14 protein-coding genes are annotated in these 24,436 nt (G+C 72.8%); 5 read left to right on the forward strand and 9 right to left on the reverse strand.

The genetic code is table 11. The annotated features are described in order from the left end of the window. Positions 1–42: 42 nt before the first annotated feature. The 3 genes from AC3CCI_RS00840 to AC3CCI_RS00850 form a co-directional block, all read right to left on the reverse strand. Positions 43–2,439, reverse strand: a complete 2,397-nt coding sequence (locus AC3CCI_RS00840) for a S8 family peptidase (protein WP_488627804.1) — start codon at positions 2,437–2,439, stop codon at positions 43–45. 86 nt (positions 2,440–2,525) lie between these two features. Beyond that, positions 2,526–5,084: a glutamate--cysteine ligase gene (locus tag AC3CCI_RS00845; protein WP_488627805.1), complete on the reverse strand. Its 2,559-nt coding sequence runs from the start codon at positions 5,082–5,084 to the stop codon at positions 2,526–2,528. A 98-nt stretch (positions 5,085–5,182) separates the two neighbouring features. After that, the gene (locus AC3CCI_RS00850; protein ID WP_488627806.1) at positions 5,183–5,839 is read right to left on the reverse strand and encodes a TetR/AcrR family transcriptional regulator; all 657 of its coding nucleotides are present in this window, start codon (positions 5,837–5,839) and stop codon (positions 5,183–5,185) included. A gap of 75 nt (positions 5,840–5,914) precedes the next feature. Between AC3CCI_RS00850 and AC3CCI_RS00855 the strand changes: the two genes are divergently transcribed. Continuing rightward, positions 5,915–7,447, forward strand: coding sequence for an MFS transporter (locus tag AC3CCI_RS00855; RefSeq protein WP_488627807.1), 1,533 nt, complete (start codon positions 5,915–5,917; stop codon positions 7,445–7,447). An 88-nt stretch (positions 7,448–7,535) separates the two neighbouring features. Here the strand turns inward: AC3CCI_RS00855 and AC3CCI_RS00860 are convergent, their stop codons facing one another. Both AC3CCI_RS00860 and AC3CCI_RS00865 read right to left on the reverse strand, forming a co-directional pair. After that, on the reverse strand, positions 7,536–10,043 hold the full coding sequence (locus AC3CCI_RS00860; protein WP_488627808.1) for a glycoside hydrolase family 65 protein: 2,508 nt from the start codon (positions 10,041–10,043) through the stop codon (positions 7,536–7,538). Next, entirely contained in the window at positions 10,040–10,888 is an 849-nt protein-coding gene (locus AC3CCI_RS00865) for an HAD family hydrolase (protein WP_354594647.1), read from the reverse strand. The genes AC3CCI_RS00860 and AC3CCI_RS00865 overlap by 4 nt, the downstream gene beginning before the upstream one ends. Positions 10,889–11,231: 343 nt before the next feature. On the opposite strand from AC3CCI_RS00865, the gene AC3CCI_RS00870 reads away from it, so the two are divergent. Further along, positions 11,232–14,675, forward strand: coding sequence for a DEAD/DEAH box helicase (locus tag AC3CCI_RS00870; RefSeq protein ID WP_488627809.1), 3,444 nt, complete (start codon positions 11,232–11,234; stop codon positions 14,673–14,675). Positions 14,676–14,926: 251 nt separating this feature from the next. Here AC3CCI_RS00870 and AC3CCI_RS00875 read toward each other — a convergent pair whose 3' ends face one another. Then, the gene (locus AC3CCI_RS00875) at positions 14,927–15,226 is read right to left on the reverse strand and encodes a putative quinol monooxygenase (protein WP_488627810.1); all 300 of its coding nucleotides are present in this window, start codon (positions 15,224–15,226) and stop codon (positions 14,927–14,929) included. Between the two features lie 186 nt (positions 15,227–15,412). Further along, the gene (locus AC3CCI_RS00880) at positions 15,413–17,068 is read right to left on the reverse strand and encodes a molybdopterin-dependent oxidoreductase (RefSeq protein ID WP_488627811.1); all 1,656 of its coding nucleotides are present in this window, start codon (positions 17,066–17,068) and stop codon (positions 15,413–15,415) included. A 193-nt stretch (positions 17,069–17,261) separates the two neighbouring features. Between AC3CCI_RS00880 and AC3CCI_RS00885 the strand changes: the two genes are divergently transcribed. Further along, positions 17,262–18,701, forward strand: coding sequence for an APC family permease (locus AC3CCI_RS00885; RefSeq protein ID WP_488627812.1), 1,440 nt, complete (start codon positions 17,262–17,264; stop codon positions 18,699–18,701). A 72-nt stretch (positions 18,702–18,773) separates the two neighbouring features. Here AC3CCI_RS00885 and AC3CCI_RS00890 read toward each other — a convergent pair whose 3' ends face one another. Next, the gene (locus tag AC3CCI_RS00890; protein ID WP_488627813.1) at positions 18,774–20,435 is read right to left on the reverse strand and encodes an alpha-amylase family protein; all 1,662 of its coding nucleotides are present in this window, start codon (positions 20,433–20,435) and stop codon (positions 18,774–18,776) included. 259 nt (positions 20,436–20,694) lie between these two features. After that, entirely contained in the window at positions 20,695–21,819 is a 1,125-nt protein-coding gene (locus AC3CCI_RS00895; RefSeq protein ID WP_488627814.1) for an SDR family oxidoreductase, read from the reverse strand. Between the two features lie 113 nt (positions 21,820–21,932). On the opposite strand from AC3CCI_RS00895, the gene AC3CCI_RS00900 reads away from it, so the two are divergent. Further along, positions 21,933–22,493 carry a hypothetical protein gene (locus AC3CCI_RS00900; RefSeq protein ID WP_488627815.1) on the forward strand — a complete coding sequence of 187 codons (561 nt, stop codon included), beginning with the start codon at positions 21,933–21,935 and terminating at the stop codon, positions 22,491–22,493. Positions 22,494–22,638: 145 nt separating this feature from the next. Next, complete coding sequence (locus AC3CCI_RS00905) at positions 22,639–24,420, forward strand: threonine/serine exporter family protein (protein WP_488627816.1); 1,782 nt, start codon at positions 22,639–22,641, stop codon at positions 24,418–24,420. Positions 24,421–24,436: the final 16 nt, after the last annotated feature.

Genomic DNA, 24,436 nt, shown 5'->3' on the forward strand with positions numbered 1-24,436 from the left:
GCCTCGGGTCGCCGGCCGGCGCGGTGCGCAGCCGGTCGCTCGTCAGTCGCCGAGGCGACGGCGACGCTGGAGGGTCGTCACGATGCCGAGTGCGACGAGCACGAGTCCGGCGCCCAGGGCGACGCCGAGCCCCCGGCCGGAGCCGGTGAAGGCGAGCACCCGGTCCGCGACCGTCCCGGCCGCACCCGCACGGACGTCGTCGGACTCGGCTCCGTCACCCCCGGGGGCGACATCGCCGGCGTCCTGCCCGTCCCCCGCGCCGGAGCCCTCACCAGGGTCACCAGGGTCACCAGGGTCACCGGGGTCGCCCGGGTCGCCCGGGTCACCGGGGTCGCCGGGGTCGCCGGGGTCGCCCGGGTCACCGGGGTCGACCGGGTCGACCGGGTCGACGGGAGGCTGCCCGCCCTCCACCGCGGCGAAGCTCACCTCGGCGCTCGACGAGCGCCCGTCGGGGTGCACCACGTCGATCCGGACCTCGTACGACCCCTCGGGCACACCGGTCACGTCGACGGTGTACTCGCCCGACTCGTCGAGCCAGAAGTCGCCCAGCGCGTAGCCCCCGAAGCCCGTCTGCCAGGCGAAGTCGTGACGGACGCCCTCGGTGTCGGACCCGGTCGTCGACGGGCGGCCGTCGACGGCGGCGCGTGTCGCCCTGGCGGGCTGCATAGCGAACTTCAGCTGGGCACCCGGCTGGGCCGTGCCGGTGAGGCGGACGGTGCCGGGGGCGACCTCGGCACCCTGCGTCGGGCTCGAGACGACCGTCGGCGCGATCGTCGCCGAGACGACCTCGAGCTCGAGGGTGTGCGGGGCGCTCTGGCCGGCGTCCACCGTCAGGGACCGGACCCCGGCGGTGGCCGAGGGCTCGTAGGCGACGTCGAGACGGACGCGTCCCCGTTCGTCGGCGGTCGCCGTCGTGTGGAGAAGTCCCTCGCCCGTGACCGAGACGGTCTCGCCGGGGACGTAGTTCGATCCGAGCACGGTGAAGGTCCGGCCGGCGACGACCGCGTCCGGGGCACCGGCGGTGGCCGGGAGTCCCAGGTCTTCGGTCACCGCGGCGAAGGCGTTCACCATGCCGACGCCCGAGTCCGCGGGGGTGCCCTGGTCGATGGCCTGGTGTCGGATGAGCTCGCGGATCTCGGCCGCGGACGCGTCGGGGTGGACGGTGCGGAGCAACGCGGCGACGCCCGACACGGCGGGTGCGGCGTACGAGGTCCCGCTGCCCTTCTCCCAGCCGCCGACGGAGCTGCTGACGATGTCCTGGCCGGGCGCGCCGACGGCGATCACTCCCTCGCCGTAGTTCGAGAACCCGGCGCGCGGGTAGACCCCCGGGACGTCACGCAACGCCGACACGGCGAGCGTGGTGTCGTTCTCGGCCGGCAGCGCGCGGCAGCCCGTCGACACGTCCCGCCCGAAGATGGGGACGCCGTCGCTCGGACTGCGCGAGTCGGTCGTCTTGTGAGCCAGGTCGTAGGCCTCGTTGCCGGCGGCGTCGACCGTCACGACGTCCTTCTCCTCGGCGAACCGGAGGGCCCGCGTGACGGCCTCCATCACCGGGGCCTGGTCGGGGTCGCCCTCGCACCAGAAGAGCCACGGCGCCATGTGGTAGCTCGCCTGGGCGACGTCGAAGCCGTGTTCGGCGGCCCAGACGTAGCCGCACAGCGTCGACTCGACGAACTGTTCGATGCGGATCATGGCGACGGTCACCCCGGGCGCCACGCCCACGGTCCCCACCCCGTTGTCCGCCGCGGCCACGACGCCGCTGACGAACGTGCCGTGCGACGCGTAGAAGCCCGGCTCGGGCGCCCACGCGGCGGGGCTCTGGTCCGCGATGCCGTCGGCCGAGCAGCCCACCGAGAGCGACGGGTCGAGGACGTCGACCAGGTCGGGGTGGTCCGCGTCGACGCCGCTGTCGATGACGCCGACGACGACGTCCTTCGAGCCGGGCTGGATCGCACGGGCCGCGGACGCCCCGATGGCGTCGTTGCCCCACTGCGCGGTCTCGTACGGGTCGACCGGGAGGCCCTGGGTGACGTCCCCCGGGCCGCTCCGGGCGCGTCGCTCGCCACCGTCGTCGGCGATCGGGACGGTCCGCGTGGGTGCGGCGGACTGGACGCCGTCCGCAGCCCGGATGTCGTCGACGAAGGCCGCGCGGTCGGACCGGGCCAGGGTGACGCCCAGCTCGGGGAACGCCCGCAGCACCCGCCCGCCGGCAGCGGACACCTGCTCGGCGACGCGGGCAGCGGCCTCGACCCCGACCTCGCCGTTCACGACGTAGTTCATGCGGTCGCCGTCGACCAGGACGCGTTCGGACGACGTCGGCGAGGGTGCCGGGCCGGCCAGCGCGGGGGTGGTGGTGAGTGCTCCGACCGCGGCGATCGACGCGGCGACGCAGGCTGCGACGACGGTGGTCCGTCTCGTCGGATGGTGGTGCAAGGGCATGGGGCCTCCCGGGGTCGGTGGAAAGGCGCCCAACATATCGTGTTCTACATTCCAACGCCAATCCGGCGGGTCGAGGCCGGACGGCCTCAGACCTCGCCGACGATCCAGGTGTCCTTCGCCCCCCCGCCCTGCGACGAGTTGACGATCATGCTGCCCTCGGGCGCGACCCGGGTGAGCGCGAGGTCGGCCAGCACGCTCTCGCCCGCCCCGGTGCCGGTCAGGTAGACGAAGCAGCGCAGGTCGACGTGCCGCGGCTGCAGTCCCGTCGCCGTGAGGGTCGGGTGCGACGACAACGTGACGACCTCCTGCGCGACCCATCCGGCCGGATCACGCGCGATCACGGCCCGGCGTTCGGCCACGACGGCGGCGCTCGCGGACGGGCCGATCAGCACGCCCCGACCGCCCTCGCCGTCGACGGGCTTGGTGACGAGCTCGCCCACGCGGTCGAGCACGGCCATCCTCTCGGCCGGGTCGCCCGTCCGGTAGGTCGGCACCGACTCGAGCAGCGGACGCTCGCCCAGGTAGTACCAGATGAGGTCGGGCACGGCACAGTACATCGCCTTGTCGTCGGCCAGACCGTTGCCGGGGGCGTTCGCGAGCACGACGTCGCCCGCGGCCGCCACGTCCATCAGGTGCTCGCCGAGCAACGGGTCGTGCGGCGCGTGCAAGTCGACCAACTCGCCGTCGAGCCGCAGGTAGAGCGCGTCGACGACGGTGCCCGTCCCGCGGTCGACGACCCGCGCCTCCCGGACCTCGACGTCGTCGGCCCGCAGCAGCAGCAGGCCCGCCCCCTCGGCCAGGGCGCGGTGCTCGTACCAGGCCGGACTCGTCGGCCCCTCGGACAGGATCGCCCCGACCGGTTCACGGGGGGCGCCCCCGACGGCGGCGTCACCCCGAGGAGGCGCGGCGTGCGCCAGCAGCGTCGCCCGCAGCACCCCGAACACGCTCGTCGGGCCGAGCAGCCCCGCCGGCCGCGGAGCGTCCGGCACCACCTCGTCGAGCAGCCGCCGCACGGCGAAGGAGAACGCCGCCCCGCTCGGCGACCGGACGTTGTCCTCGAGCACCCGCCACCCGCCCAGCTCGTTCCGCACCAGGTCGAAGCCCTGCACCGGCGCCCGGACCGCGTCCGCCGGAAGCCGCGCGGCCTCGTCCCGCCAGCCCGCCGCACCGACGACCTGCTCCAGGGTGAGGACCCCGTCGGCGACGACCCGGCGCTCGCCGTAGGCGTCCCGGAGGAAGGCCTCGATCGCCCGGGCCCGCTGCGTGAGACCGGCGTCGAGCTGCCGCCACTCGTGACGCGTGACGATGCGGGGCACCAGGTCGCAGTGGAACGCCCGGTGGTCGCCACCGACCCCGAAGCCGAGACCGGCCTGCTCGCACCAGACGTCTCGGGCCAGCGAGCGGGCGTGGGCCTCGGTCGGGTCGAGCTCCTGGAAGAAGGCTGCGACGTCGCGATAGGCCGGGCGGGGGTGCAAGCCCGGGCCGATCGCCTCGTCGCCGGCACGGAACCGGTACCCGGCGAGGGTCGGGGACGGTGCGTCGAGTCCGGCGGCCGGGCCGTGCGTCTCGCGGACGACCAGGTCGACCACGTCGTCGAGGCTCCCCCGCTCGGCGAACGCGGCGCGCTGACGGTCGGCCGAGTTGCCGCGGGCGAGGGTGGCCTCGGCCAGGTCGGTCACGGTCTGCCAGTCCCCGAACTCCTCGAGCTGCGGTCGCAGCCGGGTCACGAGCTGACGGACCGCCTCGGCCGCGGGCAACCGCGACGGATGCTGCTCGAGGTCGAGCAGCTCGCCGCCGAGCCCGCTGCGAGCGGCCTGCCACATCGCGGCCCGGTGCAACGGCGCAGCCCGGTGTTCGGCGGGGCGCCCGGCCTCGACGTCCATCTCGGCCCGGCGGACGGCGGCGCGGTACAGCCCGGCGATGAGGACGGCGTCGTCCACCAGCGGGCACGCGTCGCAGGTGCGCAACTCGAGGGTCGGCGCATGGCTCGACGGGCGGACGTCGAAGTAGGCCATCTTGCTGTCGGCGATGACGCCCGTCCCGATCAGGTCGGCCAGCAGGCGGTCGTACTCGGCGGCGTCGGCCATCGGCCCGGTCGCCCCGGCGCTCGGCCACCGCTGCCAGATGATCGACCGCATGCTCGCGTACCCGGTGTCCTGGCCGTTCCAGTAGGGCGAACTCGCGCTCAGGGCGAGCAGGGCCGGCAGCACGGGGGCGACGCGCCCGGCGATCTGCACGGCCAGGTCGCGGTCGGCGACGCCCACGTGGATCTGCAGGCCGCAGATCAGCTGCTCGTCGACGAGCAGGCGGTACTGCTCGTGCATGCGGCCGTAGCGTCCGGTCGTGGTCAGCTCGAAGTCGGCGAACTCGCTGCGCGGCGCCGTGCCGACCGCTCCGATGCCCAGCCCCTCGGGCGTCGTCACCTCGACCAGGTCGCGGCGCAGGGTCAGGATCTCGCGACGCAGGTCGTCGAGCGTGGTCACGACGGGGACGTTGGTCTCGACGGTCGTGCGCTGCAGCTCGGCCCCGTACCGGTCGGCGGGCAGCCGGGCGAGCAGGTGCGGCGCCCGGGCCGACAGCCGTCCCGTCTCGAGGTCGATCAGGTGCAGCTCTTCTTCGGCCCCCAGCGTCAGCTCTGCGCTCATGCCTGCACAGTAGGGGCACGCCCCGTCTCCCACCCCCGATTCATGAGGAGTTCACACGATCGGAACACGAGGAGGCGCGGGCCGGGTCGGCGGCCGGGTCAGACCTCCGCGGTCTGGCGCACCCCCGCGGCCGGCAGCAGCACGCCGTCGATCAGACCGATCAGGAACTCGCGGTCGACGGGCTTCCGCAGCACGAGCACCCGGTACGACACCATCGACGGGGTCACGAGGGCGAGCGCCTCGATGTCGGCGTCGGCCGAGATCTCGCCCCGCTCGCGGGCACGCCGCATCAGGAGGCGGTTGGCCTCGGCGCGGGGCTGCACGATCGCGGCGTCGACCGCCTCGGCCAGCTCGGGCGTCGTCGAGAGCATCGTGACGACGCCGGCCATGACCCGCATCTTCTTCTCGGCCTCGTCGATGCTGTGGGGTTTGATCATCGCCACGAGGTCGCCGCGCAAGGTGCCCGTGTCGGGCAGGTCGTTCAGGTCGAGGGCACCCTGCTTCAGGCAGGCCACGGCGTCGACGACCAGCTCGCCCTTGGACGCCCACCGACGGTAGAGCGTGGCCTTGCCGGCCTTGGCACGGGCGGCGACCATCTCGATGGTCATGCCCTCGAACCCGGTCTCGGCCAGCACGTCGATGGTGCACCGGAGGATCTCGGGATCGCGGCTGTGGTCGCGCTTGCGCCCGGGCCGCGCGGGCGTCGCGGGGTCGGTCTCGGCGGGCGTCGTCGCCGCGCCTTCCCTGTCGGTCATGGGGGTGACTCTACATCGGATATTTACGAAACTGCCTGTATCCGAAACTGTCGGGACTCGTATATGCTCGCGCTCATGTCTCAGGCCTCCACCTCCCGTGACGGCGCGACCCGCGCCTCCTCGTCCTCGCCCACCCCGCCGTCGTCCCGGCGCTGGTGGACCCTCACCACGGTCGCGCTCGCGCAGCTGATGGTCGTGCTCGACTCCACCGTCGTCAACATCGCCCTGCCCGCCGCCCAGACCGACCTCGGCTTCTCGGACGGCGACCGGCAGTGGATCATCACCGCCTACTCGCTCGCGTTCGGCAGCCTGCTGCTGGTGGGCGGACGCGTCAGCGACCTGATCGGCCGCAAGCGCACCTTCATCATCGGCCTGATCGGCTTCGCCCTGGCCTCGGCCCTCGGCGGCGCGGCCGGCACCTTCGGCCTGCTCGTCTTCGCCCGCGCCCTGCAGGGGGCGTTCGGCGCCCTGCTCGCCCCGACCGCGCTGGCCGTGCTGACGACGACCTTCACGATCCCGAAGGAGCGCGCCAGGGCGTTCGGCGTCTTCGGCGCCATCGCCGGCGCCGGTGGAGCCATCGGCCTGCTGCTCGGCGGGTTCCTGACGCAGTACGCCTCGTGGCGCTGGAACCTCTACATCAACGTCGTCATCGCCGCCGTCGCCGTGGTCGGGGCCGTGATCTTCGTGTCGCACGTCACCCGCACCGGCCCACGCCCGAAGCTCGACGTGCCCGGCACGCTGCTCGTCTCGGGTGCCCTGTTCTCGCTGGTCTACGGCTTCTCGAACGCCGAGACGCAGGGGTGGGACTCACCGCTGACCTGGGGGTTCCTGGTCGCCGCCGTCGTGCTGCTCACCTCGTTCGTCCTGTGGCAACGCCGGGCCGAGCACCCGCTGCTGCCCCTGTCGATCGTCCTCGACCGCAACCGTGGGGCCGCCTACGCCTCGGTGACCATCGCGGGCGCCGGCATGTTCGGCATCTTCCTGTTCGTGACGTACTACCTGCAGACCTCGCTCGGCTACACCCCGACGAAGACCGGGCTCGCCTTCCTGCCGATGATCGCCATGCTCGTGCTGGCGGCCCAGCTGTCGACGAACGTCTTCGTGCCGCGGTTCGGGCCGAAGGTCATGGTGCCGTTCGGCATGACGCTCGGCGTCGTCGGCATGCTGCTGCTCACCCGACTCGACCTCGAGAGCAGCTACGCCGCGAACGTCCTGCCTGCCCTGATGGTGCTCGGCTTCGGCATGGGTTCGATCATGCCCGCGTCGATCCAGACCGCCACGCTCGGCGTCGACCGCGGCCACGCGGGCGTCGCCTCGGCCATGGTCAACACCAGCCAGCAGGTCGGCGGCTCGATCGGCACGGCGCTGCTCAACACGCTCGCCGCGACCGCGGCGGCGAACTACGTCGCCGACCACCTGCCCGCGACCGGAGCCGTCGCGGCCGAGGCCGCGGTCACCGGCTACGCCACGGCGTACTGGTGGGGAGCCGGCTTCTTCGCCGTCGGCGCGGTCGTCGCGGCCCTGGTGTTCCGCCGGCGCGTCCCGCAGTCGGACCACGTCGACCCGTCGGCCTCGCCGGCCGTCGACACCCCGGTGCCGGTGCACTGACGCGAGCCGCACCCGCGGACGACCCGCGCCTCCTCAGCCCTCGGGGCCGGGGAGGCGCGGGTCGCGTCATCGACGGACGCCGCGCCGGTCAGGACGCGGCTTCGTCCTCGTCGTAGCGGTCGACGCTGATGGTCGGGATCGACGCGGTGATGACCGAGCCGTCGGCGCGCATGAGGCCTCGCAGGTCGCTCGTGGTGGGCACGCGCGTCGTGATGCGTGGGCCCTGGCCGTCGAGCGCCACGCGGACCGGCGCATCGGGCGACACCTCGACCTCTTCGCCGCGGACGGCCACGGTCACCGTGTCGCCCGTCTCGATCGTGAAGACGATCTCGTGCTGGGCGAGGTCGACCCGCACGCGGCTGCCCTTGATGGAGACCCGGAACGACAGTTCGTCCCAGTCGGACGGCAGGCGCGGGTCGAAGGTGAACGACCCGAGCCAGTCGCGCATGCCGCCGTAGCCGTTGACGAGCGCGCTCCAGATGCCGCCCGTCGAGGCGACGTGCACGCCGTCGGAGGTGTTCTTGTGCAGGTCGGCGAGGTCGACGTAGAGCGACGACAGGAAGTACTGCTGCGAGAGCTGGTGGTGCCCGACCTCGGCCGCGATGATCGACTGCACGACGCCCGACAGGGTCGAGTCGCCCGTCGTCAGGGCGTCGTAGTACTCGAAGTTGCGCAGCTTCTGCTCGGGCGTGAACTCGTCGCCCTGCAGGTAGAGCGCCAGCACGACGTCGGCCTGCTTCAGCACCTGGAACCGGTAGATCACCAGGGGGTGGTAGTGCAACAGCAGCGGACGTTTGTTCGCCGGGGTGGCCTCGAGGTCCCACAGCTCCTTGTCGAGGAACTGAGCGTCCTGCGGGTGGATGCCCCGGTGGTCGTCGTACGGGATGTGCATGGCCTCGGCGGCGAGCTGCCAGCCGGTGATCTCGTGCTCTTCGAGACCCAGGCGCGCGACCATGCGGTCGAAGGCGACCGGCGCCTCCTCTTTCAGGCGGGTGACCGCCCGGACGGCCGCACGCAGGTTCGCCCTCGCCATGACGTTCGTGTACAGGTTGTCGTCGACCACCGTCGTGTACTCGTCGGGGCCGGTGACGCCGTCGATGTGGAAGCGTTGGTCGCCGTTGGAGCGCCAGAAGCCGAGGTCGGCCCACAGCCGGGCCGTCTCGACCAGGATGTCGACCGCGCCCCGCTGCAGGAAGTCCTCGTCACCCGTGGCCTGGACGTACTGGCTGAGGGCGTGGCTGATGTCGGCGTCGATGTGGTACTGCGCCGTGCCGGCCGCGTAGTACGCACTCGACTCGAGCCCGTTGATGGTCCGCCACGGGAACAGGGCGCCCCGCTGGTTCAACTCGACGGCACGGTCGCGGGCGGCGTCGAGCATGCCGAGGCGGAACCGCAGGGCGTTGCGGGCGACGTTCGGCGACGTGTAGGTGAGGAACGGCAGGACGTAGATCTCGGTGTCCCAGAAGTAGTGACCGCCGTAGCCCGACCCCGTGACGCCCTTGGCCGCGACGCCCTGGCCGTCGGTGCGGGCCGTGGCCTGGGCGAGCTGGAAGAGGTTCCAGCGGACGGCCTGCTGGATCTCGGGCTGACCCGCGACCTGCACGTCGCTGCGCTGCCAGAAGTCGTCGAGCCAGGCCCGCTGGTGCGCGAAGATCTCGGCGGTCGGCGTCTCGGACGCCCGGTCGAGGGTGCGGTCGCACCGGTCGGCGAGCTCACGCGGGGGCACGCCGCGACTGGTGTGGTAGCTGATCGTCTTGACGAGGCGGACCTTCTGGCCGGCCTGCGCCTTGACCCGGTAGACGTGCTTGGCGATGTCGTCGTCGATCTGCGACGACTGGTCCCATTCGGCGTCGGTCTCGATGCGGTGCTCGGCACCGACCGCGATCGTCATGCCCGAGTTCGTCGTGCGGTAGCCCAGGACGGCTCGCGTGCCCCCGTTGCGCTTGAGCACGGGCTGCAGCACGCGGTCGTCGAACGACTCGGCCTTGCGCGGGTCGAACGCCTCGGCTGCGGCCCGCATGCCCGCGTGGTACTGGTCGCCGAGGTCTTGCCGGTTGAGGATCTGGCTCGAGATCAGCAGCGAGGCCGACGAGTCGAGCATCGTCACCTCGTACTCGATGACGACGAGGTGGCGGTCCTCGAAGCTGACCAGGCGGCGGCTCGTCACGAGCACGCGCTTGCCCGACGGCGTGCGCCAGTCGATCTCGCGGATCAGCACGCCGTCACGGAAGTCGAGGCGGCGGGTGTGCCGCAGGATGTCGGCCTCGAAGAGCACGAAGGGCTCGTCGTCGACGTACAGCCGGACGACCTTGGCGTCCGGCACGTTGACGATCGTCTGGCCGACGCGGGCGAAACCGAACGCCTCTTCGGCGTGCCGGATCGGCCAGGTCTCGTGGAACCCGTTCACGAACGTGCCGAACGAGTGACCACCACGACCCTCGTCGGGGTTGCCGCGCAGGCCCAGGTAGCCGTTGCCGACCGCGAAGACGGTCTCGGTCAGGCCCTCGTCGCCCTGGATGTACTCGTCCTCGACGAGCGCCCACTCGTCGACGGGGAACCTCGAGCGGTCGAGCGGGTCGGACGTGATGTGGTTCACGACTGTGCCTCCGTGGTGCCGGTGCTGCTGGTGCTGGTGCTGGTCGAGGGGGTGTCCGGTGTCGCCTGGCCGGGGTTCGGAGCCGAGGAGGCGCGGGTTCGGTCGAGTGCCCCGACCAGCGTGCCGAGATCGTCGACCACGATGTCGGCACCGAAGTCGAGCAGGGCCTGGGCACCGGTGCCGCGGTCGACGCCCAGGACGAGGCCGAAGGCCCCCCGCCGGCCGGCCTCGACGCCGGACTGCGCGTCTTCGACGACCACGCAGTCGTCGGCGGTCAACCCGAGGCGGCGGGCGCCCTCTAGGTACGTGTCGGGGGCCGGCTTGCCGGCGATGCCCTCGTCGGCCGCGACGACGCCGTCGACGACGACGTCGAAGCGGTCGCGCAGGCCGGCGGCCTCGAGCACGGGGACGGCGTTGCGCGAGCTGGAGACCACGGCGACCCGCACGCCTTCGGCGATGGCCCGGTCGAGGAAGGCCACCGACCCCGGGTAGGGCGTGACGCCGTTCTCGTCGAGCTCGGCGGCGAAGGCGGCGTTCTTGCGGTTTCCGAGACCGCAGACGGACTCGACGTCGGGGCCGTCGTCGGGCGACCCCTCGGGCAGCACGACGTCGCGGGCGGCGAGCATGGCCCGGACGCCGTCGTAGCGGGGCCGACCGTCGACGTGCTCGAAGTAGTCGCTCTCGGTGTACGGCGCGAGGCCGTGCGCGGCGAAGTACTCGGTGAAGAGCCGGGACCACGCGCGCATGTGGACCTCGGCGGTCGGCGTCAGGACGCCGTCCAGGTCGAAGAGCAGGGCGTCGAGGTGGGCGAGGCGCGAGGCGTCGCGGGGCGTGGCGGTAGACACGGGGGTGCCGGTCCCTTCGAGCGTGGGGGCAGGGTGATCGGCACCGGGGCGACGACGGCCCGGTGCCGGTGAGGCGGGAGCGATGCGGGGGCAGGACGGAGGCGGGGCGACGGGACGAGCGGGGGTGATGCGCGTCAGCTGCTGCGCCGACGGGGGTGGTGCGGGGTGAACCGCACGGGTCAAGTGTGGCACCGCTCCGGCCGGACACCTAGCCACTCGTCCGGGGTGTGGACGACCGTCCCGCTGGGGACGGGGCGTGTCGACGCCTCCCCCCTGCCCGTGGGTGGACCTCCGGGCTGTGGACGACGATCGAGCTGTCGGTGACGGCTGACATCATGGCGGCATGGACCTGGGCGACGAGTTCGACGTGCACGAGGGCTTCCCGGCCCGCGCCGGCGGTGCCCCGCGCGACGCCTCACGCCACGACGGCGACGATGCCGACGGGCCCGTGCACTCGACGGCCGTGCCGCTCGTCGACGCCGTCGACGTCATCCGCCTCGTCGGGCCGCGAGCCTTCAACCGGGCGAAAGAGTACGTCCGTGACGGTGCCGTGCTCGACACGACGTGGCACCCGGCCGACGAGCGACTCGACGGCACCGTTCGTGGGGCCGAGGCGACGCCCTACGACGTCGTCGTCGACCTGCGGGCGACCCGGGGCGAGTACAGCCGCCCCGTCCGCAGTCGGTGCACGTGTCCGATCGGCAGCGACTGCAAACACGTCGCGGCGACCCTCCTGCAGAGCAACTCCCGCGCGGTGGCCGACCGCAGCGCGACCTCACCGAGCCCGGACGACCTGACGACCGGGGGCGTGACCGCGCTGGGCGCCGCACGACCCGGCCCGGGCACGGGCGACTGGCGGTCGACGGTGGGGGCGGTGGGGCGGCCGACCCGCGCCTCCTCGGCTCGGACGACGCGCATGGGGCTGCTGTTCGAGCTCCGCGACCGGGCGCACTCGACCCGGGGGCGGGCGGTCGCTCCCTCGGCACGTCGTCAGGGCGGCCCGACCGTCCAGCGGCTCGGCGTGCGGCCCGTGACGCTGAGCGGCACGGGCAACTGGGTGCGGGGCAACCTCACCTGGTCGTCGCTGCCCTACCAGCTCAACCGGCTCGCCATCGAGCCCGAACAGCACGCCTGGTTCGGCCAGTTCGCGGCGCTGCACCGCTCGGCCGTCTCGACCTACACGCCCGGCGACGCCGACTGGCTGTTCGTCGACGACTTCGCGAGCCCGCTGCTCTGGCCCCTGCTCGCCGAGGCCGAGCGGCTCGGCGTCTCACTCGTCACGGGCAAGCGGTCCACCGACGTCGTGGTCGGCGACGAGGCCCGGGTCAGGGTCGACGCCGTGCGGGGCGACGACGGCTCGATGCTGCTGACCGCCGGGGTCACCGTCGACGGCGTGGCCCGTCGTGCCGAGTCGACCGGCGTCATCGCCGACCACGGCGTGTGGTGCGTCGCCCACGAACCGGTGCTGACCTTCACCCTCGCACCGACCGTGGTCCCGCTCGACGACGAACAGCGTCGACTGCTCACGATCACGCCCGAGGTGGTCGTGCCGGCCGGCGACTCGGCCGAGTTCCTGCGCGACTACTACCCCACCCTGCGGCGGAGCGTCGACGTCGTCAGCTCGGACGCCTCGGTCGAGTTCCCGACGATCGAGCCGCCGGTGCTGACGGTGACCGTCCGGTTCGAGAAGGCGCAGACCATCCGCGTCGCGTGGGGGTGGACGGTCGACGGCGGGTTGCAGCCGCTCACCGCCCACTCCCCCGTGCCCGACCTGGGCGAGCTCGACGTCGTCCCCCGCGACCAGGTGCTGACGGGGGTGACCGCGGCCGAGTTCGCCACCGGCACGTTGCCCGCCCTCGAGGCTCGGTCCGACGTCCGGGTCGACCTCGTCGGCACGCGGCCCGACTACCGCGAGCTGACCGACGAGCCGCGGCTGACCATCACCACGATGCCGACCGACAAGCGCGACTGGTTCGACCTCGGCGTGATGGTGACGGTCGAGGGGCGGACGGTGCCCTTCACGCCGCTCATCACCGCACTCGCGAAGGGCCGCAAGAAGCTGCTGCTGGTCGACCACTCGTACCTCTCGCTCGACCACCCGGCCTTCGACGAGCTCAAGCGGCTGATCGACGAGGCCTCCGCCCTCGACGAGTGGCAGGTCGCCCCGCGCATCAACCGCTACCAGGCGAGCCTCTGGTCCGAGCTCGACGACCTCGCCGACGAGTCGGTCCCGGCGGCCGAGTGGCAACGGGCCGTCGGCGGGCTGCTGGCCCTCGCCGACTCCGGGGGTCTCGACGCCGCGACGACCGTGCCCGTGCCGGCCTCGGTGGCGGCGACCCTGCGTCCGTACCAGCACGAGGGGTTCGCGTGGCTGGCCTTCCTGCACGAACACGGGCTCGGTGGCGTCCTCGCCGACGACATGGGGCTCGGCAAGACCCTGCAGACCCTCGCACTCGTCGCGCACGTCCGCGAGGTCGAACGGGCCCGGGGCGGGTCGCCGGCACGCACCGGGTCGCCGGCACCCGCCGACGAGGGCGCCGCTCCTGCCCCCTTCCTGGTCGTCGCCCCCACGTCGGTCGTGTCCAACTGGGTCGCCGAGGCCGCCCGCTTCACCCCGGGCCTGACCGTCCGCGCGGTCACCGCGACCCAGGCCAAGGGCGGGCGCGGTTCGGTGCACGACCTGGCCGAGGGCGCCGACGTGGTCGTGACGTCGTACGCGCTGTTCCGCCTCGACTTCGCGGCCTACCAGGCCGAGGGCTGGGCCGGGCTCGTCCTCGACGAAGCCCAGTTCGTGAAGAACCGCTCCTCGCAGGCGCACCGCTGTGCGGTCGACCTCGACGTGCCGTTCAAGCTCGCCATCACGGGCACGCCGCTCGAGAACAGCCTCACCGACCTCTGGTCGCTCCTGCACGTGGTGGCACCCGGCCTGCTCGGCAGCAGCGTCCGCTTCGCCGACGACTACGTCAAGCCGATCGCGACCGGCGAGGCGCCCGAGCTGCTGCAGAAGCTGCGCCGCCGCATCCGGCCGCTGATGATGCGGCGGACGAAAGAGCAGGTCGCCTCCGACCTGCCGGCCAAGCAAGAGCAGGTGCTCCGCGTCGACCTCGAACCGGCGCACCGCGAGCTCTACGACGCCTTCCTCCAGCGCGAGCGGCAGAAGCTGCTCGGCCTGACGGACGACCTCGACCGCAACCGGTTCATCGTGTTCCGGTCGCTGACCCTGCTGCGCCTGCTGTCCCTCGACGCCTCACTGGTCGACGAGGCCTACGCCGACGTCCCGTCCGCCAAGCTCGACCACCTGCTCGACGAACTCGACGACGTGGTCGCCGAGGGGCACCGGGCCCTCGTCTTCAGCCAGTTCACGACGTTCTTGCACAAGGTCGCCGCCCGACTCGAGCAGCGTGGCGTGGCCTTCGAGTACCTCGACGGCTCGACCCGGAGGCGCGGCGAGGTGATCGACCGCTTCAAGACGGGCGACGCCCCGGCCTTCCTGATCAGCCTCAAGGCGGGCGGCTTCGGACTCAACCTCACCGAGGCGGACTACGTCTTCATCCTCGACCCGTGGTGGAATCCCGCGACCGAGGCGCAGGCCGTCGACCGCACGCACCGCATCGGCCAGACGGACGCCGTCATGGTCTACCGGATGATCGCCAACGACACCATCGAGGAGAAGGTCCTCGCCCTGCAGGCGCAGAAGTCCCAGCTGTTCGACGCCGTGATGGTCGACGACGCCGTCTTCAGCGCCGCGCTCACGGCCGACGACATCCGCGGCCTGCTCGACGCCTGACGGCAGGCCGGGGCGGCCGACGGACGACGTCGGACGGACGACACCGGGCTGCCGGCCCGGGTGGCTGCCGGGCCGGGTGGCTGCCGGGCTCACGCGAAACGGGCGAGTTCGTCGGGGACGGGCGTCCGCGGTCGACCACGGACGACGAACTCGCCCGTTGTGGCTGGCGTGCGGCCGACGACGGACCGACCGCCCGACCGGGCCGACGCCAGGTGGGCCGGGCCGGGCCGGTCCGGGCCGGCGCCCGCGCCTCAGGCCAGGGGCACCGTCTCGGCGAACGACCGCGTGGTGGGGGGCGCCACGAGCACCTCGGGCAGGCGGTTGGCGCCCTCCGGCGTCGCGCGCCACGCCACGTAGGCCTCGTGGTCGGCCGAGGTGGCCCAGGTCTCGACGACGATCATCACCGACGGGTCGGCGTCGTCGATCAGCACCTCGAGCCCCTCGCAGCCGGGCCAGGCCCGCGTGGCGACGAGCGTCTGGCGGGCGATCTCGTGGGCGAGGTCGAGCCGGGAGGGGTCGACGTGCAGTTCGAGGTGGACGGTGGTGGGCATGGGGGTTCCTTCGATCGGACGGCGGCCCCGGGAGCGGGCCGCGCGGCGGACGGGCCGCGGACTCCCACCCTGGCACCCGCGCCTCCCCGGCCGCCCGCGCGGCCCCCGTCCGCCCGCCGCAGGGTGGGTCCAGATCGACGGGGGCGGGCCCCGCACGCGACGTTGACGTCCCGAGGACGACGCTCGTCAGGCGACGTCGACCGTCACCCGGTGCCACCCCTCGGCACCGTTCGGCGCCGGTTGGACGTACTCCTCGGCCTGCCACGTGCCGTCGGCACCTCGGGCCCGGACGTCGATGGTGTGCGACCCCGACCCGGCGGCCGCGGCGTCCCACCGGTAGACCCACTGGCGCCAGGTGTCGGCCGAGACCGAGTCGGCCAACGTCGCGTCGAGCCACGTCCCGCCGTCGATGCGCACCTGCACGGCTTCGACGCCGGTGTGCGGCTGCCAGGCCACGCCTGCGATCGACACCGTCCCCGCGTCGACCGAGCCGCCGTCGCGGGGCACGTCGATGCGCGACTCGAGCTTGACCGGCCCGAGGGCGTCCCAGCCGCGCGGCGTCCAGTACCCCTGGGCGTCGGCGAAGCGCGTGACCTCCATCTCGACGACCCACTTCGTCGCCGAGACGTAGCCGAACAGGCCGGGCACGACCATCCGCACCGGGAACCCGTGCTCGATCGGCAGCGGCTGGCCGTTCATGCCGACCGCGAGCAGGGCGTCGGTGCCGTCGTCCTGCAGCACGTCGAGCGGCGTGCCGGCCGAGAAGCCGTCGATGCTGCGCGAGAGCACCATGTCGGCCCCTCCGTTCGGCCCCGCGCGCTCGAGCAACGCCCGGATCGGGTACCCGAGCCAGAGCGCGTTGCCGATGAGGTCGCCACCGACGTCGTTCGAGACGCAGCTGAGGGTGGCCATGTGCTCCTCGAGCGGCAGGGCGAGCAACTCGTCGAACGAGATCGTGACCTCGCGGTCGACCAGGCCGTGGATGCGCAGGCTCCAGTCGGCCGGGTCGATCGACGGCACCTGCAACGCGGTGTCGATGCGGTAGAAGTCGGCGTTCGGCGTCACGTACGGGGTGATCCCCTCGACGTCCAGGGAGGCGCCGGCCGGCACCGCGGCCTCGGTCACGCTCGCCCGCGGCAGCGTCAGGGCGCGTCGCAGGGCCGCGGCGTTGGCGCGGCCCGCGTTGACGACCCGTGCACCCGTGCCGACGACGACCGCCGCGACGCCGGCGACCACCGTGTAGGTCAGGAACGACCGGCGTTCGAGGCCGGCCCCCCGCAGCGGCGGCACGGGCTGCGTCTGCTCGGCCCACCCGGGCGAGGTCGAACGGACCCACCGACGGAGGCGCGAGGCCAGCTTGTCGACCAGCAGGACCGCCGCGAAGGTGCCGACGAGGCTCGGGATGGCGTCCACCTGACCCGCGTCCGCGCGGGTCAGGACGGCGACCACGGCGAGCGCCCCGCCGGCCACGAAGGCGACCTTGCCGATCGGCTGACGGCGGTACTCGCCGTACCCGGCCGCACCAGTGATGACGACGAGCAGGACGCCCATCAGCACGAAGAGCGCGACCTTGTCACCGGTGCCGAACAGCGACACCATCGCGTCCTTCACCCCGGCGGGGGCGAGGTCGATGACGGCCGAGCCGACGGCGAAGAGCGGGCTGCCGGTCGGGCCGGTGGCGAGGGCGACGACCTCGGCGGCGGCGAGGAACGCGGCCATCGAGACGATGCCGGCGAGGGCGGCCCAAAGACCGGCGGCTCGCGGGGTCATCGGGTCGGTGACGCCGGACGTCGGGGCAGGGCCGGGCGTCGACGACGGGGGTGGGGACAGGCGGACCGTCATGGGCTCAGGGTACGTCGCGTGGCTCGGGAACCGCCTGCGTCCGCGGGGTCCGGTGCGCGCCTCCTGACCACCGCCGTGGCGGTGCCCAGGTTTCCGGGCCGTGACGATGCGTGGCCGCCCCTTCCGTCGCATCGACGACGAGGGCAGGATGTCCGGAACGCCCGAGACACACCGATGCGCCCCGGAGGTCAGCATGTCGACGACGAACCAACAGCCCGTGACGACCGACACGGGTGAGGGTCCCACCGAGTTGAAGCGGGCCATCGGCCCGAAGCTGTTGTTGCTGTTCATCGTCGGGGACATCCTCGGCACGGGCGTCTACGCCCTGACCGGGCAGGTCGCGGCCGAGGTCGGCGGAGCGGCGTGGCTGCCCTTCTTGATCGCGTTCGCCGTGGCGCTCGTGACGGCGTTCTCGTACCTCGAGCTCGTCACGAAGTACCCGCAGACCGCGGGCGCGGCGCTCTACGTGCACAAGGCGTTCGGCATCCACTTCGTCACGTTCATCGTCTGCTTCGTGGTGATGTGCTCGGGCATCACGAGCGCGTCCACGGCGTCCCGGGCCTTCGCGGCCAACCTGGCGGCCGGCATCGGGGTCGAGCTGTCGAACTCGGCCGTGATGCTCATCGCGATGGCGTTCATGCTGCTGGTGATGGCCGTGAACTTCCGCGGCGTGAGCGAGAGCGTCAAGGCGAACGTCGTGCTGACGTTGATCGAGCTGTCGGGCCTCGTCATGGTGATCTTGATCGGCTTCTGGTTCATCGCGGGCGGCAACGCCGACTGGGGTCAGGTGGTGCTGTTCGAGACGCCGGGCGACAAGTCGCTGCTGCTGAGCGTCAGCACGGCGACCTCGCTCGCGTTCTTCGCGATGGTGGGCTTCGAGGACTCGGTCAACATGGCCGAGGAGACGAAGGACCCGAGCCGGATCTTCCCGAAGGTCATGCTCACCGGGCTCGGCATCACCGCCGTGATCTACGTGCTCGTGTCGATCTGCGCCGTCGCCATCGTGCCGATCGGCGAGCTGGCCGACAACGAGACGCCGCTGGTGACGGTGGTGAACACGGCGGCCCCGGACTTCCCGATCGGGCAGCTGCTGCCGTTCATCTCGATGTTCGCCGTCGCCAACAGTGCCCTGATCAACATGATGATGGCCAGCCGCCTGCTCTACGGCATGAGCAAGCAGGGCGTGCTGCCGGGCTTCCTCGGCAAGGTGCACCCGAAGCGGCAGACGCCGTGGGCGTCGATCGTCTTCACCACGGCGCTCAGCCTGCTGCTGATCGGCTACGTCTCGCTCTCGCCCGAGTCGCCGATCGTCGCCGTGCTCGGTGGCACGACGTCGTTGCTGTTGTTGTCGGTCTTCACGTTGGTCAACGTCGTCGTGCTCGTGTTGCGCCGCGACACCGTGACGCACCGGCACTTCCGGGCGGGGACGGTGCTGCCGATCGTCGGCGTGGTGGCCTGCCTGTGGTTGGTGCTGCCGGTGTCGTCCGGTCGAGGCGCCGAGCAGTACACGATCGCCGGCGGGCTGCTCGCGATCGGCGTGGTGCTCTGGCTCGTGACCTTCGTGTCGCGCCGGGGACGGCCCGTGCCGAGCGACGCGATCGCCGACGCCGAACGCGCCGACCCCGGCGCGTAGCGGGGCACGCAGGAGGCGCGGTGCCGGTCTCGTCACCGGCACCGCGCCTCCTCGGGTCGTCGGGTCGGGCCGCTAGACGAGCCGCTTCTCGCCGGGGCGCAGCACGCGCAGCCAGCGGAACCCGTAGCCCTCGAGCTCGACGCGAAGGTGGCCGTCGGCGGCCAGCTGCTCGGGTGTCGCCAGGTCGGCGAGCAGGTCGACGACCCGCGCCGAGCCGTCCAGGTCGAGCGCGCCCAGGTCGACGTCGACGGATCGACCGTCGGGTGCGAAGTTGTGCAGCGCGACGAGCGTCCCGGTGCTGCCGTGGACGGCGTGGGCGAGCACACAGCTGTGGCCGGTGTCGAGCACGGTCAGGTCGCCCCAGCCGATCTCGGGCGAGGCCCGGTAGTGCCGGACGAGGCCCTGCACGAACCGCAGCATCGAGTCGGGCTCGTGGCGCTGCCGCGAGACGTTGACGTGCTCCGGCGCCCAGCCCTCGCCCGCGACGGGGGCGACCAGGTCGTGGGCGTCGGCGCGCGAGAAGCCGCCGCCGGGCTCGTCGGTCCACTGCATGGGCGTGCGGACCGCGCCACGGCCCGAGACCTCGGGGTTCTCACCCATGCCGATCTCCTCGCCGTAGAACAGCACGGGCGCCCCCGGCGTCGAGAACATCAGGCTGTAGACCATCCGCACGCGCCGAGGGTCGCCGTCGAGCATCGGCGGCAGGCGACGCACGATGCCCCGGCCGTGGATGCGCTGCGACTCGAGCGGGGCGAACGCCTCGAAGACCTCGTCGCGCTCGGACTCGCTCAGCTGGTCGAGGGTCAGCTCGTCGTGGTTGCGGACGAAGTTGCCCCACTGGTTGCCCCGCGCCAGGGCAGGCCGGTCGGCGAGCGCGGCCGCGAGCGGCGCGGCGTCCTGCCGGGCGAGCGAGAGGTAGAGCGCCTGGTTGGCCACGAAGTCGAACTGCATCGTCAGCTCGTCGCCGTCGTCCTCGCCGAAGAACGCGACCATCTCGTCGTAGGGCAGGTTCACCTCGCCGAGCATCATGCCGCTGCCGCTGCGGCGCGACACGTACCCGCGCAGGGCCCGCAGGAACTCGTGCTCGGCACCGTCCTCGGTGTCGATCAGGTGGGGCACGGCGTCGACGCGGAACCCGTCGATGCCGAGCTGCAGCCAGAAGCCGATGACCTTGGCGATCTCGTCCCGCACCTCCTGGCGGTGGGTCGCCAGGTCGGGCTGGTGCGAGTAGAACGAGTGCCGGTAGTGCTGACCGGCGGTCTCGTCGAACGACCAGACGCCGTCCTCGACGTCGGGGAACATGTTCTCGGGCTGGTCGTCGGGCACGTCGTCGCGCCACTGGTAGTACTCGCGGAACCGGCTCTCGGGGTCGCGGCGCGCGGCCTGGAACCAGGGGTGCTGGTCGCTCGTGTGGTTGACGACGAGGTCGACGATCACCCGCATGCCGCGGTCCTTCGCGGTGCGGACCACCTCGACGAAGTCGCCCAGGTGCCCGTACCGCGGGTCGACGCCGTAGTAGTCCGAGATGTCGTAGCCGTTGTCCTGCTGCGGCGAGGGGTAGAACGGCGCCAGCCAGAGGCAGGTCACGCCGAGCTCGGAGAGGTGGTCGAGACGGTGCGCGAGGCCCTCGAGGTCGCCCACCCCGTCGTCGTTCCAGTCGAGGTAGGTCTCGACGTCGAGGTTGTAGAAGACGGCGGTCTTCCACCACAGGTCGCTGGTGTCGGTGACCCTCATCGGGTCGTCCCCGTCGCCGCCGCGCGGCGGCGCGGGGGGCTCGTCCGGGCGGCGATCGGGTGGGCGGCGCAGGAGGCGCGGGTCGGGCGGGTCATGTCGGCTCCGTCTCGGGTGGGTCGCTTTCGCCGACCGTACCGACGCCCGGGAGGCACGGCCCTGGCCGTCCCCTGTGCATCGCCCGTGCGGACGCCGCGCGCCGCCCCGCCCGCCGACCCGCGCCTCCTCGGCCGCCGACCCGCGCCTCCTCGGCTGCCGCCTCCTACGGGATGAGGCGGGCGGCGCGGTAGCGCTCGAACAGGTCGACGAAGGCCTGCTCGGTGCGGCGGTACCGGGTGAAGCCGGCGTCGCGGGCCTTGCCCATGTCGGTGACGACCTCGATGTCGCGGCCGAGGTCGCCGTCGGTGTGCCACCACGAGGCGACGCGCGACAGCTCGGGCTCGGCGAGGTCGTGCTCGGCGACCAGGTCGCGCCACTCCTGTTCGAGGCCGACCATCTGCTGCTCGAGCGGCCGCGGCTCGCCTTCGAACCCCTCGACGAGCGCGGGGTCGACGCCGAGGTGGCCCGCCAGGCGGGGCCACAGCCAGCGCCAGCGGAAGACGTCGCCGTTCACCACGTTGAACGCCTCGTCGGCGCCGGCCGGGTCGGTCGCGGCCCAGATCATCTGCTCGGCGAGGACGCCGGCGTCGGTGACGTCGACCAGCGAGTTCCACTGCGTCTCGCTGCCGGGGAACGTGAACGGGCGGCCGAGGCGCGTGCTCAGCGCGGCCTGCACGGCGAGGGTCAACCCCATGTTCATGGCGTTGCCGACGGCGAAGCCGATGACGGTGTGCGAGCGGTGCACCGACCAGGTGAAGCCCTGGCGCTCGGCGGCCGCGAACAGCTCGTCCTCCTGCGCGTAGTAGAAGTTCGGGTAGGGCAGGCGCTCCTCGTCCTCGTGGAAGGGCGTGTCGGGCATGTCGCCCTTGCCGTAGGCCTCGAACGGGCCGAGGTAGTGCTTCAGCCCGGTGACGAGCGACACGTGCCGGACGGGCGCGTGGTCGAGGGCGGCGAGCAGGTCGCGCACCATGGCGCCGTTGACGGCGATGTTCTCGGCCTCGGTGTCGCGCCGCTGCCACGCGGCGAAGAACACGTGCGTCGGCTTCGCGTCGGCCAACGCGGTGCGCAGGCTCTCGGCACTCGTCAGGTCGGCCGCGATGCCGGTCACCCCGGCGGACGAGGAGGCGCGGCGTGAGAGCGCGAGGACCTCCCACCCCTCGCGCGTCAACTGCTCGACCAGCGCGGTGCCGGTGATGCCGCTCGCACCCACCACGAGGGCGGTGCCGGGGACGGTGTCGGGGCCCTGCGGCCGGGTGCTGTCGGTCTGGGGTGTCTCGGTGGAGCTCATCTGTGCCCCAAGCCGCGGGCGTCGCCCGGCATTCCCACCCGGTGCCGACCGGGTCGTACCCCGGGGGCCCACACCTGACAGGGAGTCCGACGCGCCGGGCGTACGGTCGGCCCATGGATCAGGACACGAACGAGCCCACCGCCCGGACGCCCGAGGAAGAGGCCGCCGCCCTGGCGCTCGCCGTCGTGTCGCAGGCCGCGGCCATCACGCAGGGCGACCCCGAGGCGGTAGAAGCCAGCGACGAGAACCTGCGCGAGGTCGTCGGAGAGTTGACCGACGAGCCGTTCACCGCCCGCCAGGAGGACGTCGTCGCGACGCTCGGGACCGCCGGCGGCAGCCTGGCCGCGGGCCTCACGGCCGCCCTGGCGCACGAGAAGGGCGTCGACCCCGGGGTCATCCTCGGCTCGACCTCGCAGGCGATCGTCGCGCAGACGCAGACCCCCTTCGCCGGGGGCCTCGACGACATGGACGACGACCCCGAGCTCGTCGCGCAGGCCGAGCGCGACGCCCGGGCCCACGCGGCCGAGCTCGACGGCGACGACGCGGCCTCGCGGGTCGACGGGACGGGCCCTCTCGGCGGTCGCCGTGACATGGCCGACGCCGGCCTGGACCGGGGCGACGCCGGCGAGCCGCGGGGCGAGCGCGACGACGACGACTCCGACCACGTGTCCTGACCGCGACGCCTCGCGAGGCCTGCGGGTTCTTCGGGGGGTGAGGGTCGCGGACGACGCGACCCGCGCCTCCTAGACTCGACGGACGGGTCCCACCGCCCCGGCGGGCGGTGAGGCGACCCGGACCGGAGTGAGCGAGAGGGGCAGCGTGTCCGACGCGAGACGAGCCGACCGACCGGCCGCGCCGAAGGCCCGCCCCTCGCGCGTGCCCAAGCCGCCGAAGGGCAAGCCCCGGGGGCCGGCCCAGTCGCGACTGGTCAACCAGCACGAGCTCCGCGACGTCCGGGCCCGGCTCCGCGGCACGATCTACGAGGGCACGACGCCCGAGCACGGCATCGGCGGCGACCTGTACTCGCCCCGCCAGATCGTCGACTTCTGCCTCGACCTGGGCGACGTGATGCTCTCGTCGGGCGCCGACGTCCGAAGCACCGAGGTCGCCATCGTCGCCGTGAGCACGAAGTGGAACCTCGCGCCCCTCGAACTCGACATCACCGGCACCGCCATCACCATCCAGTACGCGCCGGCCGGCCACAACCCGTTGGTGAAGACGCGCGTCATCTACGCCGAGGGCTCGAACCTGCACCGGCTGTCGCGGGTGTACCAGATCGTCGACGACCTGCTGCACGACGACCGCGACATGACCGAGGCGGTGGCCGGCCTCGTCGAGGTGCTGGGGTCGCCGCCGCGCTGGCCGTCGTGGATGACCGACCTCGCCATGGGCCTGCTCGGCGTCTCGGTGACGCTGCAGGCCGGCGGCACGTGGCAGGCCGCGGTCGGAGCCTTCGTCGTGATGATCGGCATCATGGCCTCGGGGCGGGGGCTGACCGCCCGGGGCATCCCGCAGTTCTTCGTCATCGGCCTGCAGGCCGCCGTGACGGCGACCCTCGGCACGCTGGGCATCTGGGCGGGGCTGCTGGCCCCGGGAGGCGCGGCGGCGATGGTCGCGGCGGTGGTCGTCCTCGTGCTGCCGCACCCCACCATCGTCACCTGGGCCCAGGACGCCATCTCGGGGTTCCGGTCGATGGCGGTCGGTCGAGCGCTCGTCATCGGGTTGATCGTGGCCGGCGTGGTCTGCGGCATCCCGGCCGGGCTCGCCGTCACGGCCCGCTTCGTCGCGATCGAGGTCGACCCGACCAACATCACGCTGCAGGCCCTGCCCCTCTGGCTCTCGCTCATCTCGAGCTTCGCCGCGGCGTCGGCCAACTCGATCGCCCAGGGCTCGACCGCCCGCATGATCCCCATCACGATCGGCGTCGCCCTGATCGGCAACCTCTCGTTGTTCACGTTGCGCCACCTCGGCCTGCCCCTGATGGGCGCGACCTTCGTCGCCGCCACCCTGCTCGGCGCCCTGTCGACCGTCGCGGCGGCTCGCTTGCGCACGGCCGCCACGGTCATCGCCGTGCCCGCGTTCTGCGGGTCGCTGCTGCCGTCCCTCGCGGTCGCGTCGTCGCTGCTCAACTTCATGGCGGGCACCGACGGCGCCGAGGTCGACTTCGTGTTCTCGATGCTGACGACGCTCGCGATCGGCGCGGGGCTCGTGCTCGGCAGCCTGCTGGCGACCCCGGGTGCCCGACGCTGGCTGCGCCGGGCCAAGCGCGTCCGGGTGCAGTCGGTCCACACCGACACGACGCCGATCAGCGTGATCTCGGCGCCGGGGGCTGGTGCGGGAGCCGCGCCGGCTGCGGGGGCCGCCCCCGCTGCCACTTCCGCTCCGGCTGCGGCTGCCGCTCCGGCTGCCGCTCGCACTCCGGCTCCGGCCGCCGCTCCGGCTCCGACCACCGCCCCGCTGCCGCTCGCCACGACGCCGCCGCACGCACCCGCACGACCTCGTCTCTCGGACCCCGACTCGCCACGGCTGCCCGGGGTGGCCCTGTCGACGCCCGTCCGCACCGCGGTCCCCTCGACGGACGGCTCGCCCGCAGGCGACTGACGCCCGGCCGACCCCC

Source organism: Frigoribacterium sp. CF331 (assembly GCF_057787905.1).

What these genes read in the sequence shown, in the direction of transcription:
- AC3CCI_RS00840 (WP_488627804.1), bottom strand. Translation starts at nt 2,439, where the DNA reads ATGCCCTTGCACCACCATCCGACGAGACGGACCACCGTCGTCGCAGCC.
- AC3CCI_RS00845 (WP_488627805.1), bottom strand. Translation starts at nt 5,084, where the DNA reads ATGAGCGCAGAGCTGACGCTGGGGGCCGAAGAAGAGCTGCACCTGATC.
- AC3CCI_RS00850 (WP_488627806.1), bottom strand. Translation starts at nt 5,839, where the DNA reads ATGACCGACAGGGAAGGCGCGGCGACGACGCCCGCCGAGACCGACCCC.
- AC3CCI_RS00855 (WP_488627807.1), top strand. Translation starts at nt 5,915, where the DNA reads ATGTCTCAGGCCTCCACCTCCCGTGACGGCGCGACCCGCGCCTCCTCG.
- AC3CCI_RS00870 (WP_488627809.1), top strand. Translation starts at nt 11,232, where the DNA reads ATGGACCTGGGCGACGAGTTCGACGTGCACGAGGGCTTCCCGGCCCGC.
- AC3CCI_RS00875 (WP_488627810.1), bottom strand. Translation starts at nt 15,226, where the DNA reads ATGCCCACCACCGTCCACCTCGAACTGCACGTCGACCCCTCCCGGCTC.
- AC3CCI_RS00880 (WP_488627811.1), bottom strand. Translation starts at nt 17,068, where the DNA reads ATGACGGTCCGCCTGTCCCCACCCCCGTCGTCGACGCCCGGCCCTGCC.
- AC3CCI_RS00885 (WP_488627812.1), top strand. Translation starts at nt 17,262, where the DNA reads ATGTCGACGACGAACCAACAGCCCGTGACGACCGACACGGGTGAGGGT.
- AC3CCI_RS00890 (WP_488627813.1), bottom strand. Translation starts at nt 20,435, where the DNA reads ATGAGGGTCACCGACACCAGCGACCTGTGGTGGAAGACCGCCGTCTTC.
- AC3CCI_RS00895 (WP_488627814.1), bottom strand. Translation starts at nt 21,819, where the DNA reads ATGAGCTCCACCGAGACACCCCAGACCGACAGCACCCGGCCGCAGGGC.
- AC3CCI_RS00900 (WP_488627815.1), top strand. Translation starts at nt 21,933, where the DNA reads ATGGATCAGGACACGAACGAGCCCACCGCCCGGACGCCCGAGGAAGAG.